The following is a 13,359-nucleotide window of genomic DNA, read 5'->3' on the forward strand; positions in this document are numbered from 1 at the left end:
GCGAAGTGGCAGGCGCGGCCGACGCTCAGGAGGGCCGTCGTTCTGCAGGCTGCGGCGGGTCCGGTGACGATCAGCGAGGGCCGTGCGGTGGCCTGTTGGTGGCGGCCGAGGATCATCAGGGTGCGGACCTGGGTGGCGAGTTGGCTGATGGCGGAGGTGCGATGGTGACCAACGCGGAGGGTAGGCGAGGCGTTCCTCCGGGCTGCGGGGTGGGTCGCCGGGTTGGGGCGGAGCGGGCGGGTCGTTGGTGGGTGAAAGGGTGCCGGCGCTGTCAGGTGGTCAGGGGCCCAGACGGCTCGGTCGTGCTGCCGCCCCGGTCGGCGGTGGCGGCAGCCGCAGCAGTGCGCTCAGGCTTCGGCACCGTTCTCGATCACCTGTTGTTCCAGCCACCAGAGGAGTTGTGTGGTCATCTCGCCGACGAACGAGGGATGCCAGGCGTTGGGGTCATGGCTCAATGTCAGGTTGGGGTTGCGCCGAAGCATCCAGATGCTTCCGAACAGGTTGATCTCCCGAAGGAACCGGCCCATCGGGCCGTTCTGGCGTGGGAAGACCGGGTAGTTCGGGAAATCCCGGGCCGCGTCATAGGTGAACCCGTAGTGCTTGAGGAATCGTTGCAGGGCCACCCGCCGTCGCGCGGTGAGCGTCCGCTCCCCACCGGGAGTCGTGTCCTCGTAGTAGAGGGTGATCAGCCCGTCGATCTGCTGAATCCCCCGGTTGCGGCTACGGACGTCCTGGACTCCCCAACCGTCGAGGTCACCCAGCAGGTCGTGCTCGCTGGCCCGGGTGGTGAAGTAGAACTGCAGGCGGGCTGCCGCCATCGCGGTCGGATTCCAGCGTTCCCATGTCGTGGCGTCGACGTGGAGGCTGGCGTCGGCGGCAGCGGCCCCGACATCCCCCGACCAGGTGGCCGCGGCGTAGTTCGTCCCGATCGGGATCTTCAGGAAGTCGACGGTGTCCTCCCTGCGGTCCAGGACGTCCATCGCGACCGCGAGGTGCTGCAGATCGACCCAGCGTCCGTCAGGGGCGACGAAGGCCTGGTAGTCGCGCCCCAGTTGCCATCGGCCGGCGTCGAAGGGGATGTCGTCGAGGTAGACCTTCCCGTGGTCGGTGCCGATCACCACGTCGAAGGGGAGGTTCTTGGCGTGCAGGCGCTGCCGGAGCGCGGTGATCCTCGCCCCGACTGACAGGCTTGCGTTGGCGGTGTCGAACTCGGCGAGGTCGTTGCGGACGAGGGCCCAGTCCACGACGAGGATGTCGAGAGCGTTGGCGGAGGCCCAGGCGGACGTGCCGGCGGGCAGGGTGCTCGCCTTCGTCAGCGGATCACCCACCTCCGGGACGATCCGTGCGGGATCCGTCAGTTCGAACCGGTACCAGAGCCTGTCGTCCGCCTCCTGCTTGTCCTTCACGATGACGCGCGCCGCGGTGCCCGCTTGGACGCCGAGGCTCTTCGCCGAGGTGCTCGGCCCGTCCCGGAAATGCAGCTCGGTGTTGGGCTTGAGCAGGCCGAGGATGGGAGGCTTGCCCGAGGGGCGGGGCGGCAGCGGGGACGGCAGGCGCCGGGGTGCCGGGGGCGCGACGAGGCGGGAGACGGCGAGCGGCAGACAGACGTAGTACACGAGGAGATGGCGGAAGGGGTCGTCGGACGGCCGAACGGTGACGTGCGGTGCGCGGAACAGCTCGCCCAGATCCACGTCGAAACGCCGTTCGAGCGTCGTCCGGTCCCGGGCCGGCATCCACGCGTAGATCAGTCGCCAGCACGTCTGCGACAGATCATTCTTGCGCCGCAGGACCAGATAGCCGTCGATCGCCTCCCTGATCTCGTTCGGCGTCAGGGTCAGCCGCTGGTTCTGGAACAGTTCGAAGGTCACCGGGAAGGCCGGACCGGCATCGCTCAGCGGTCCCGTCAGACGGTCCGGCCAGGTGGCCCCGGACGCCCGCGCCAGGTCCAGGAAGGGCGTGACGGCGTCGGCGGCGATAGGCAGAGTGCCGCGCGACAGGATGGCGAGCTTCAGGTGAGCGGGGATGACCCGGTTCGCCGGATCCGTACGTCCCTTCCACAGGACGACCTTCGTCAGCTTCTGCACGGCGCCCCCTGTCGTCGACCGCGTTCGAGAGGCCCGCTAGTTCGCGGGGACCCAGTTCCCGGAGGCGTCCTGTTTCCATGCCGGCAGCTTGTCGTCGGGGCGCAGCTTCACGAGCGACGTCGGGACACGGACCTGCCACGGGTCGCCCACCGCCACCTCCTCGCCGGGCGCTCCCTGCGCCTGCCGGATCTCCTCGACGATGGGGACGTACTGGCTGCCGGTGATGTCGGGCGGGTCGCCGCCGTCCCAGATGAGCCCGGTGTCGAGGAAGTGCAGCACCGCCTGCTCGAATCCCGGCCGGACCGGGAACACGACACGGGCGGCCCCGGCCCGCAGGAAGTCGGCGAAGTCGGGATCGTCGAGGTCGTCGAGGAGCGAGCGGTACTGCCAGGTCGCCTTGTCCGCCCAGAAGTACGGGTAGAAGAAGTAGACGAGGTGGTCCCACTCGAAGGCCTGCTCGAAGAAGCGGACGTACTTGCCTTGCTGGGAGGTCCGGACGAGATTGAGCTGAGGGCGGCCCGCGGGATCGGTGCCCAGTGCCCCGAAGGCGTCGAACTGCTGGGCGGTGAGCTCGGTGACGCAGGCCTTGCGCAGCTCGGCGAGGATCGTCGCCCGGTTGGCGGCCGGGTTGCGGCCCGTGACCGTGACTCCGCCCGCGGTGGCTGCCTCGGCCAGCGCCTGTTCGTACTCGGACTTACGCGTCAGATAGGCCTGCTGGATGGTCGCGTAGGCCTTCTCCTGCCACTGCGCCCAGGCGCGGTCCGTCCGTTCGGCCAGAATCTCCAGGGTCGCCGTGACGGCGTTGACCTTGCTGGCGAACAGGCCTACGGCCAAAGACCCCTCCTCGCCCGCCAGCAACGTCGTATCCCCGGGAGCCAGGCTCGCGTTGGCAACGATGATGCGAATGAACGGCGTCTGGTCGCTCGGATAGTTCCAGGCCGCCGCAGTACCCGCCCAGGTGGCCGCGTAACCCTCGTCCACCACGACCGTGCCCGACTTCGTGAACAGATGCGGGTCCGCCGCCACAGTCACGTCCCAGGCCTGCGAGATGGTCTTGTGCAGGGCCGGCGGCGGATCGATTCCGGTCGCCCCGTACGCCTGCGCGTAGACGAGGTAGTTGCCCTCGTCCAGGTCACCGGGGGTGATGGTGAGCCCCGGCGGCTTGCTGATCTGCACCGCCTCGGCCCGCCCGCGTTGCTGCGCCCAGATGTAGAAGGCGGCGGGTTCGGGCGCGACTACGTCGAAGAGCATGCGCTTGCCGTAGTTGTACAGCTGGGCCTGGGACACCTTGTCGACCCACTGGTACACACCGCTGATGTTGTCTGCACCCACGCCGCTGTTGTCGAAGCCGTGGGAGTACTTCTCCTCGAACTCCCGGATCGTCGTCTGGACCGACACGGTTCTGGTCTTCTCGCTCAGCTTGCTCACCGCACGGTTGATGACGTCCTTGCTGAACTCGCTCGCCTGCTTCGTCGACTGCTCGGTGACCTGCTGGTAGGAGCCTTGCAGGTCGGCCTTGACCTCGACGAACGGCCCGTACTTCGCGTCCACCGTGAGCCCTGCCTTGACCTGTGCGTCGGTCTTCACCGTGTCGCTGGTCTCCCGCTTGAGCGAGAACCGGTCGGTGGACTGGGTGTCACGCTCCTCCTCCTTCTGTGTTTCCGACTCGACCGTGAACTGCTGCTCGTCGCGTTCGAGCCGGCGGGTGTCCCGGGAGAGGTGCTCCCGCCGCAGGATGTTCTCGATGTGGGTGACCTCGCCCGCCTCGTACGCCTTGACGTGCTCCCGCACCAGCAGCAGGTCGCCGACGCCCACCGGGTGCACGGTGCCGTGGGTCGTGGGCAGCGTGTCCTTCGGATCCGTCCCCACGACCGGGAGCGGTTCGTAGAAGCCCGAGCCGATACGCGTCACCCGGCCGGTCTCGGCGAGGTCGAGCTTGGCCAGCGCCCGGGTCACCTCGCCCCGGGCCTGTGTCAACCTCCCGGTCACGGCGGGAACCGGGGTCGCGACCGGGTCTCCGGCGAGGTCGAGGATCGTGCGTCGTGCGGCCTCGGGCAGGCTCGCCGCCACCGCCTGCGGTAACTGCCAACGCGGCGGCCCGGCCAGCGCCGACAGCACGTCCGGTGCGGCGAGTGCGCCCTCGGCGTCGGCCGGCGCGGTTTGGGACGACCGGTCTCGAACACCGATCACCGGTTCGGTGAAGGCCGTGCGTGCCGTTCGTACGACGGCGTTGATGGCGGCGTCGATCTCTGCCAGCCGTTGCCGCAAAGGCGCGCGCGGGTCCTCGCCGGGACCGCCCCCGCCGTCCGCTGCGGCGGTCGGGACGGTACGTGTCACGGCGTCGGGCAGGGTCACCGTGGGGGTGCGCGGAGGATCCTGCCCGCCGACCGCCAGGCGCAGCGCGGTGTACCCGCTGCGGGCGGTCATCAGCGCGGCGATGTCGGCGCTCGCCGAGTCCGAGAGCAGCGTCTGGCCGAGCAGCGTGTCGTCCAGACGCCGGACGTCCGCCGCGAACTCCGCGGACGCCACGACCTTCTGGGGATCGGCGTGCAGAACGTCCCGAGCCTGGCGCAGCACGTCCGCTGCGTGGCGGTCACCCCCGGTGAGCCACTGGCCGAGCGCCAACAGGGCAGATCCGTAGGTGAGTTGGGCGGGAGACGCGGACGGCGGGTGGGCGGCGCGCCACTGCGTGAGAACGTCCCGCCGGCCGGCCACCAGGTCGCCCTGCCCCTTGGCCACCGCGGCCAGTTGCGTGAGCAGTTCGGGACTGGGCTGCAGCGTCTGCGCCTGTGCCTGTGCAGCGGGACGCACCATCACCAGCCTGAGCAGATCTTCCATTGTGCGCTCCTCGCCCGGTGCCCACTCCGACAACCGGATCCGCCGACAGTCACTGCTTTACAGACATAGAAGCGTCGATCCGCCCTTTGATACACCGGCGCTGTGGTGGGATTCGCCGGCACGGCAGTCGAGCGCTGTTCCGGTGAGTGGACCGCTGCCATGCCGAGGCGGGGTCTGTCCAGCCGATGGTGTAACTCGGGTGGTGTGAGCTGCTGACTTTGTTGGCGTGATGTCGTAGCCGCCCTGCCCTCCGGTGGCCCGCCTTCCGGTACAGCCCAGTTCGCGGCGAGTTCACCGACACAGCGAACATCGCCTGTGTAGCTGTGGCACCGTGGACCAGGATCTGGCCCAGTCGGCAGGGAAGGTGGTCGAGTGGAAGCCGTCTTGGCCAGCATGGTCGCCGTTGCCGGCACGCTGATCGGCTCACTGAGCACCTACCTGTTCCAGCGACGCATCGCGGAACGCGCGGATGCCGCGTCTCGGCAGGAGCGCCTGCGCCAGGAGCGTCTCGCCGCCTACAGCGGGTATGCGGGCGCCGTGTCGGAACTCAAGCGTGGCCTGATCACCGTGTGGTTCCGCCGTCGGGCATCCCCGCGCGACGAGGACGCCTACAGGGCAGCGCGGGTGGAGAGCGACAGGCTGGGAGCCGCAGCCGACACCGCCGACTTCCGTCTCCAACTGGTGGCGGACGATCCGGTGCTCCGTCCGCTGATGGACGCGGTACGTGCCAAGCTCGGCGCGATCGACGCCGCCGAAGACCGGCAACAGCTCATCGTGATCGAGTCCGAGTTCGAGCAGGCGGTACGCGCGTTCCTCGACACGGCTTCCCGAAGGATCGACTGACGCCGGGGCTGCCCCCGGAGGCCTTCCGCGAACGGGTACGCCGCAACCTCAAGCACATTGCTGACCAGCATGACCATCGGGCGGCCAGCGCCGCTGCAGAACGCACGCACGGGTAGGCGAAGTCCGCGTCGACGGGAAGCGCGCGTGGGCCCCAGGTGCGATGCGCTGCGGGTGTCCGGCCGTCGGCCCATCAATGAGCGAGCGTCACTTTCCCGACCTTGGGCCAGATGTCGGCGTGATCGCATCGACCAGGACGCGCCTCGAACCTCCATCCATCAGGATTCGATTCGATCATGCCCAAGACGCTGGCCACCGCCACCGCCACCGGCTCCTGCACCATGCTCACATCGCCTGACCGAAGGATCCTCGCTGAGACTGACCCAGGCCACCAGCGGTCAGGGTCTCGTCCCCCTCGCCCCGGCCGGCTGACCGCCGTCTCCTCAGACGGGCTCCGGAAGCGGACCGAGGTGCTTGATCACACGCTCACGCAGGAGGAGGTACTCCTCCCAGCGGCGGGGCAGCGGACCCGGCGGTCGCGCGACGACACGGGCAGCCGTGACGGTCTGCCCGCGCTGGAACTGTTCGAGTGTCAGGTCGAGTTCCACCCCGCTGGGCAGCCGGTTCCACCAGTGGAAACCGTGCTGGGTCCGGTCAAGGTGGACCTCGCCGACCATGAGATCACCGCCGAAGACGTCGTTGACGATCAAGGCCGTGATGTCGCAGTGCCCCCAGGCCGGGTTGTCCGGCTGCCAGTCGGCCTGGTCGTCGGGCGAGCAGGTGTCGGCGGCCCAGCCGGCACGCAGGGCCTTGTCGAGATCAAGCAGGTTCCAAGGGGTTGTCATGCCGCCAGCATCGCAGCCACCACTGACATCACACACAGCGCAGGCGCGCACGGCACGGCCGTCTCGGACAAATAGCATACCGGGCAGGGAGATCAACTGTCCGTCAGCAGGGACCTGGAATGACCGCTCACCCGGAGGGGCTGATGTCCGTGGACAGGCAGTCGCTGGAACGCCGCGGTTCCCTTGGCGCGGTCCATCCAAGGCGAGGCCGGCGACGCCGACGCCCACGACCTGTCCCGGGTCAAGAAGAGCACGGCGAGGAAGACGCCGGGCAAGAAGACCGCGGCGAAGAAGACCGCCGGCCGCAAGCCGCGCAGCGCCTGACCCGCCGATTGCATGCAGGGACGATCGTTCGGCTGAAGCCCTGCATTGCCTTTCGCCGCGTAGGCGACCGCCCTTCACCTCCACAGCCCTGCGGCCCGCGAGGCGACGGTAGGGGCAGTGCTACGTCTCGGGGTGCCGGCGCTCGTCCAGGAACGCGCAGGACGGCGATGACGGCCCTGGCCACGGTGCCCGCCTGCTCGGCGTCGGCGCCGACGCTCCGGGCCCAGGCCGCCAGCGCGGCGAGGGCCACCTGCTCCTCGTCCGGGTCCAGGGCGGGCACCGCCCCGCCGTGGCGGTCTTCGAGCAGGCGTCCGATCTTCGTCCGGAGGGTCTGGCCGAGGGTGTCCACGGCCTGCCCCGCGAGGCGCTCGGCGACCGCCTTCACCAGCCAGGCCGCCACCGGGAGCACGTACAGGAGTGCCGAGGTGACGGTCACTCCCGAACCGACGGCCGGAGTGAGGGCGGGTTTCACCACGCCCTGCGGATCCTCCCGGAACTCCTCGAACCACTTCGTGTAGTCGGCGCGGCCGCCGGTGTCCAGCACCGCGAACACGGCGCGCCCCAGGGACTCCACGGCCGTCCACCCGCTGGGCCCGGGAACCGGCACCGCCGACTCCGGCTCTGGCAGCCGCTCTTGAGCTGTGCGGGTTCCGCGTGACAGAAGCATAGTTCCCCCCATGGATCACCTGCCGCGGATCACTGCCGCGGGGGAGTCACCGTAGAATCCGGAGGCCCGTTTCCGACTGACATTTTCCCTTCTGTCGTAGATATGGTCATCCATGTCTCTTTCAGGCTGGATCGCGACGGCCTGCGCGTTCGCCGCAACTGCGCGCCGGGGTGCGGGCGTTCTTTGCGGACGATCAGCCGCATGCCCTTGGGCCAGCCCTTGAGGCAGTCGCCGGACCGTTCGGCGATCCAGGCTCCGTCGCGGATCTCACCGCCTGGCTCGACGGCCGACGTCCACGCGGCGGGTGGGACCTTGAGCACGGCCTGGTGGATAGCGTCGGTGACGTCGCCGCGGTCGATCGCGTCCCGCACAGCCTCGCGTACGCAGCGGCCGTTCTCTCGTGCTTCGTTACTCGACATCTCGAAGCGTGGAGAACGGCCGGCCGCCTCCGGTGTCCCTGGAAGAACCACAGATCAGCAGGTCGGGTGGCAGGCGAGGACAAACGCCAAGTTCAGTACCAGACGGAGAACGTGGCGTCGGCTCTGCCGGTGGTGGTGGAGATCGGGTCGATGCGCAGCACGTAGTCGTGGTGCCGGATGTAGCGGTCCGGGTAGTTGTGCGAGCGGAACGACGACCAGGACGGGTCGGCGAGCCCGGCCGTCTTGTGGAAAGTGGCGTCCTGGGCGAACTTCGCGGTGCCGTCGTTGGCGTCCAGTCGCAGCTGGAAGTAGGCGTGCCGCAGGTGGCGGGTCGGGTCGGTGACGGACTGGAAGGAGACGCCGGAGGAGTCGGCCAGACCCGGCACCAACTTCCATTGCGAGTCGGTGTACGGGTCGAACGGGTACGGGTCGATGCGGCCGATGCTGTCGGCCTGCCGCCAGTACCTGTCCGGGAAGTTGTAGGACTTCAGCCGGTTCCAGGCCGGCTTTCCCCACTTGGCGACCATGTTGTCGTACACCGTCTGGGGAATCTGCTTGATGTCGGCGTGCTTGGAGTTCAGCGGCTGGGTGTAGACGCGCCGGTCGGTGGCGGTCCAGGTGCCGGTGGAGAGGTCGCTGGTCTGCCAGGTGTAGAACAGCGCGTTGGCGTCGCCCCACAGGTACCAGGTGCCGGCGGCCTGGGCGAGGATCGGACCCTCGATGCCGCCCTGGGGCGCCAGGCCCGGGGTGAACTGGGTGAAGCTGCCGGGATTGAGCGAGGTGGACTTCGCACCCGTGAGGCTGTTGTGGCCTTTGTAGTACAGGTAGTTGACGCCGTTCACGTCTTTGGCCAGGGTGCCGTCGATGATGTCGTAGCCGGGGTCGAAGAAGACCTGCGGCGACGTCACGATCTGGAAGTCCGTGGTGTAGTTCACCATGATCACGTTGTGGCCGCTGCTGTTCACGGCCGAGTAGATGATGGCGTACTGGCCGCGGGAGGCGTCCCAGAAGGTGTCGGGCGCCCAGGTGTGGGTGGCCATGTCGTGCAGTTTCAGCAGGCGGTAGTTGTCGAAGGAGCGCAGGTCGGCGGAGTCCCAGACGTGGATGTACGGGCTCTTCTTGGTCCAGTCGGTGCCCTTCAGGTTGGTCGCCATGACGACGTAGGTGCCGTCCTGCTTGGGCAGGATGACGGGGTCGCGCAGACCGCCGTCGCCCGCGGTCGGGGTCACGACGGGGTTGTTCTGGTTCAGCGGCATCCACTGCAGCGCGTCGGTGCTGACGGCGAGATGCAGGCCGTAGTCCGTACCGAGGTTTCTCGGTGACTGGGTGAAGTAGGCCATGACGAACGGGGAGGCCGTCGCGGCGCTCGCGGACTGGCTGCCGAGGGTCAGCGCGCCGGTCATGGACAGCGGCACGGCCGCGGCCATGCCGAGGAACAGCCGGCGCGAGGGGAGGGGCGTTGCGCTCATCTGGTACCTCTGAGGCGTAGGAAGGTGCGGGCGGATGGAGAACCCGTGGGCGGCCCCGGCCCGGAGCCGCCCACGGGTTCCGTCCCTCGTCAGTTCCAGGGAGCCGCGGTGAGCCAGCTGGTGTCCTGGGCCCACGACGTCGTGTTGTCCCAGGCGTTGGTGCCGCCGTTGCCGGCGATGTAGGCCGTGTAGTTGTAGTGGCGGAGGTACTTGGTCGGGAAGTTGGCGGACTGGAAGGAGGTGCCGACGCCGCTGTTGCCCGCGGTGGGGCAGAAGGTGGCGTCCTTGGCGAACGCGCTGCCGCCGTCGTCGAAGTTGAGGTTGAGCTGGTAGTTGTAGTGGCGCAGGAGTTGGCCGGGCTTGTCGACGGACTCGAACGACAGGCAGGAGGTGTTGGCCAGGCCGGCGCGGACGATCCAGGTGGCGTCGGCCTTGTCGGTGGCCGGGCTGCCGGCGGTGATGTTGGAGATGACGACCTTGGTGTCGGCGTCGTTGTGGCGCAGGTAGTGCGAGGTGCAGCAGGGCGAGGTGGTGGCCTTGAGAGAGATCCGGGAGCCGGGGGTGAGGGTTCCGGTGCTGGTCGAGCCGCCGTCGTAGTTGGCGGCGGTGATGTTGGCCTGTACGGCGTTCTCGGTGGCGTCCGAGGGGTAGCCCTGGGTCATGACGCCTTCGTAGAAGGTGCCTTGGGCCCACTTGCTGTTGTCACCTCCGATGCCGAGGATGATCGCGCCTTCCTTGTGCATCGGGTTGTAGCCGGAGGCGGTCGGGCGTATTCCGTTGTAGAAGGTGGACAGGCCGCCCGACTGGGCGTCGCCGCCACGCAGGGCCCACTGGTTCGCGCCGCCCTTGAGCATGGCGGTCAGGAACCGGTGGTCGACGCTCGGGTTATTGGCGTTGAAGCCGCGGTTGACCCCTGAGAACAGGCCGTTCTCCAGGTCGGCCATGACCCAGGGGCCGTTGCCGCTGCCCCAGCCCCAACCCTTGTTGTTGCCGAAGTAGAGGGCCTCCATGTGGCCATTGCCGGTGTCCAGGTTGTTGGTCTCGGCGTTGCCGTAGTCGAAGCAGCAGCCGCCGTTGAAGTGCTTGCCGTTGAAGATCGCGTACATGCCTTCCGGCTGGTCGCCGGTGGCGATGCCGTTGGTGTTGTTGTTGCGGTAGCCGGTGCCGGGGGCCACGTAGACGCCGTAGGCCTTGTGCCCGCCGACCGTGACCGGGGCCTCGACGGCGTTGGCCAGGTTGTCAGGCCCGCCGGCGGCTCCGCCCCCTGGTGCCTGGGTGAGGTTGTTGCCCTTGGGCGACTGGTCGTAGATGACGGAGATGACACAGCTGGTGTTCGCGCAGAAGGAGTCCTGCTGCGCGGCGTCGGCGTATCCGCCCGCGCTCAGCAGGCCGATGTCCTTGGTCGCGTTGTCGGAAGCGCGCTTGACCTGGTACAGCGGGCCGTTGTACGCCCCGTACAGGGCGCGGGTGGTGCTGTGCGCGGCGACGCAGGGGGAGCCGCCCGCGGCGTAGATGTCGCACGGCCCCTGGGTGGCGGCCTGCGAGGGGGCGGCCGTGGCGGTGAGCAGGCCGGCGGCGAGGGCGGCGGTGGCCCCTGCCGCCAGCAGCGCGCGTCGGGCGCGGCGCATCCACTGTTTCTTGATCATGAAGAACTCCTACGCAGAGTGGAGTGGGAGGTGAGTGGAACTCCCGGGTGCCGCCATCACGGCGGCAGCCCGGCCCGGACGGTGGCTCCGGGGGCCGGCCAAGGCGGCGGGCGCCATCGCCGGAGTTTGTTGGGTCCGCCGCCGGAACGGCGGACTCCGCAGAGCGCTCACGGTGAGGCCTCACCGTGAGACGGTCGGGTCAGCTCGTCACGCGGAAGGTGGCGTCGCCGCGCCCCGTCGTGGTGGTGATCGGGTCGAGCTTCAAGTAGTAGGCGTAGTGGCGGATGTAGCGGTCCGGGTAGTTGTACGACTGGAACGACGACCAGGTGGAGTCGGCGAGCCCGGCGACCTTGCGGAAGGTGGCGTCCGCGGCGAACTGGCTGCTGCCGTCGAAGAGGGCGAGCTGGAAGTCGTAGTTGGCGTGCCGCAGGAAGTAGCCGGGGTAGTTCACCGACTCGAAGGAGACGGTGCCGGTGCCGGCCAGGCCGGGCCTGATCCGGAACTCGGAGTCCTCGACGGGGCTGACGTTCGGGTCGATGCGCACGTCGAAGTTGATCTGGCGCACGTAGCGGTCCTGGAAGTTGTACGACTGCAGCCGCTGCGCCGGGGTGTTGGGCCAGCGGGCGAGCACGCGGCTCTCCTCGGCGGCCGTGAGGGTCATGATCGCGCCGTGCCGCTTCGGGGTGCCGCCCATGTCGTAGCCGGTCGCATCCTGAAGCCGGTAGGTGCTGACGTCGAACGGGTTGGTCGTCAGGATCGGCCTGTATTCGCGGACGCCTTGGGGGTTGTTGTAGTCGATGTAGAGGGCCCACTCATTGCGGTCTCTGAACTTCATCCAGACCGGGCCTTCGACCACGTTGCCGGTGAGGCCGATGCTGGAGAGGTTGCCGAGGTTGGTCCACGTCCCCAGGATCGAGTTGCTGCCCTCGACGTTGTTCTGGCCGTCGCCGGAGACCCTCAGGTAGCGGTAGGGGCCGGTACCGGCGGGCACCTCTGTCATCTGGGTGTCGACGACCGGCGTGCTGCCGGGGGGATCGATCCAGATCTGCGGGGTGGTGATGGTGCGGAAGTCCTTGGTGCGGGCGGAGTAGATGCGGTACTTGAAGATGCCGTTCACCGTGGCGTTCGTCGCCCAGTACAGGACGTAGTCGTTGGTCTCGGGGTTCCAGATCGCCTCCGGCGCCCACGCGTTCTTTCCGCCGGGGATCAGTCCGGCGGCGCCGAGCAGCCACGGTTTCGACCAGGTCACCAGGTCGGTCGACTCCCACACCACGAAGTTGGGGCTGCCGTTGGTGTACGTCGAGCCGCAGCGGATGCACAGGTCGGTCGCGACGATCCAGTACTTGTTCCCGTCAGGAGAGCGCACCAGTGCGGGGTCGCGCACACCCTTCGTGCCGATCATGGAGTTCAGGACCGGCGCTCCGCCGTTGAGGTCGTTCCAGTGCAGGCCGTCCGAGCTGTGCGCGAGGTACAGCATCTGCCCGGTCGCGGAATCGCCGGTGAAATGCACCATCAGGTAGCCGGGGTCGGCGGCGGCCGCCCGTTGGGGTGTGGTGAGGGTTTGGCCCGTGAAGAGGAGACAGACGGCGAGCAATATCACCGTCAGCCGGGCGCGGAGCGCAGACATGGGATCTCCTGTCGCGTGCGGGTGCCACCGCCGACTAAGGGGGAGCGGGGCGGCGGAGGAACTTGGTCTCGGAGTGGGCGGGACGGGACCCGGCTGCGGCGCAAGTTGGAAGGCCGGGTCCGAACGACGGCGTTTCGCCGCTTCGCCCATGACGCCGTGGTGACGGCGGGTCAGGGCGCGCGAGCACGTGTGTCCGCCAAGGTGGGGGTTGCGACATGGGCCGGGCGTCTGCGCCTCTCAGCGCCCGTGAAGGCGTTTTAGGTGGGCGGCACTTGGGACGGAAGCCTTCATAGCCAACTCACTATTCGATCAGACATCGTGAACGATATATCGAACGCTGTTCGTGAAATCGGGCAGAGGCTAAATCCGCAAAAGAGGGCGCGTCAATACATCCGACACATCCGATCCATCGAACGTACAGATGAGCGATCCGGCACTCACCCGGCCCCCTCGCCCGGCTCATACGAGATGCGCCCCGTCCGCTTCTGGGCGGACGACGGGGCCCGGTTCCGCTGACCGGCCATGGCCGGCGGCGCGAACAAGGTCTCCCTGCTCGACGCCCAGCGCAACTTCCGGGAACGTCGGCCGAGGACCGGGCCG

Annotated in this window: 8 protein-coding genes and 2 pseudogenes; 3 read left to right on the top strand and 7 right to left on the bottom strand. The window is 68.4% G+C overall.

Annotated elements, in window-relative coordinates; genetic code table 11:
- Nucleotides 1-347: 347 nt before the first annotated feature.
- Both RKD20_RS45550 and RKD20_RS45555 read right to left on the bottom strand, forming a co-directional pair.
- The gene (locus RKD20_RS45550; protein ID WP_424882894.1) at nt 348-2,084 is read right to left on the bottom strand and encodes a hypothetical protein; all 1,737 of its coding nucleotides are present in this window, start codon (nt 2,082-2,084) and stop codon (nt 348-350) included.
- Nucleotides 2,085-2,120: 36 nt separating this feature from the next.
- The gene (locus RKD20_RS45555) at nt 2,121-4,922 is read right to left on the bottom strand and encodes a hypothetical protein (RefSeq protein ID WP_424882895.1); all 2,802 of its coding nucleotides are present in this window, start codon (nt 4,920-4,922) and stop codon (nt 2,121-2,123) included.
- Nucleotides 4,923-5,306: 384 nt separating this feature from the next.
- Between RKD20_RS45555 and RKD20_RS45560 the strand changes: the two genes are divergently transcribed.
- Complete coding sequence (locus RKD20_RS45560; protein ID WP_424882896.1) at nt 5,307-5,765, top strand: hypothetical protein; 459 nt, start codon at nt 5,307-5,309, stop codon at nt 5,763-5,765.
- A gap of 257 nt (nt 5,766-6,022) precedes the next feature.
- Nucleotides 6,023-6,194 (top strand): annotated as a pseudogene (locus RKD20_RS45565) (ATP-binding protein); the annotation flags it as partial.
- 11 nt (nt 6,195-6,205) lie between these two features.
- Here the strand turns inward: RKD20_RS45565 and RKD20_RS45570 are convergent.
- Nucleotides 6,206-6,607: a YunG family protein gene (locus tag RKD20_RS45570; RefSeq protein WP_424882897.1), complete on the bottom strand. Its 402-nt coding sequence runs from the start codon at nt 6,605-6,607 to the stop codon at nt 6,206-6,208.
- A gap of 183 nt (nt 6,608-6,790) precedes the next feature.
- On the opposite strand from RKD20_RS45570, the gene RKD20_RS45575 reads away from it, so the two are divergent.
- Nucleotides 6,791-6,931: a hypothetical protein gene (locus tag RKD20_RS45575; RefSeq protein WP_424882898.1), complete on the top strand. Its 141-nt coding sequence runs from the start codon at nt 6,791-6,793 to the stop codon at nt 6,929-6,931.
- Between the two features lie 813 nt (nt 6,932-7,744).
- On the opposite strand, the pseudogene RKD20_RS45580 reads toward RKD20_RS45575, so the two are convergent.
- From RKD20_RS45580 to RKD20_RS45595, 4 genes and pseudogenes are all read right to left on the bottom strand, one after another.
- Nucleotides 7,745-7,909: pseudogene (locus tag RKD20_RS45580) on the bottom strand (IS1380 family transposase); the annotation flags it as partial.
- 200 nt (nt 7,910-8,109) lie between these two features.
- Complete coding sequence (locus tag RKD20_RS45585; RefSeq protein WP_424882899.1) at nt 8,110-9,486, bottom strand: glycoside hydrolase family 43 protein; 1,377 nt, start codon at nt 9,484-9,486, stop codon at nt 8,110-8,112.
- 89 nt (nt 9,487-9,575) lie between these two features.
- Nucleotides 9,576-11,132: an alpha-L-arabinofuranosidase B gene (locus RKD20_RS45590; RefSeq protein ID WP_424882900.1), complete on the bottom strand. Its 1,557-nt coding sequence runs from the start codon at nt 11,130-11,132 to the stop codon at nt 9,576-9,578.
- 199 nt (nt 11,133-11,331) lie between these two features.
- Nucleotides 11,332-12,759, bottom strand: a complete 1,428-nt coding sequence (locus tag RKD20_RS45595; RefSeq protein WP_424882901.1) for a glycoside hydrolase family 43 protein — start codon at nt 12,757-12,759, stop codon at nt 11,332-11,334.
- Between the last annotated feature and the right edge of the window lie 600 nt (nt 12,760-13,359).

It is taken from the genome of Streptomyces sp. SLBN-8D4 (assembly GCF_049739545.1).
GTDB classification, from domain to species: domain Bacteria; phylum Actinomycetota; class Actinomycetes; order Streptomycetales; family Streptomycetaceae; genus Streptomyces; species Streptomyces canus_C.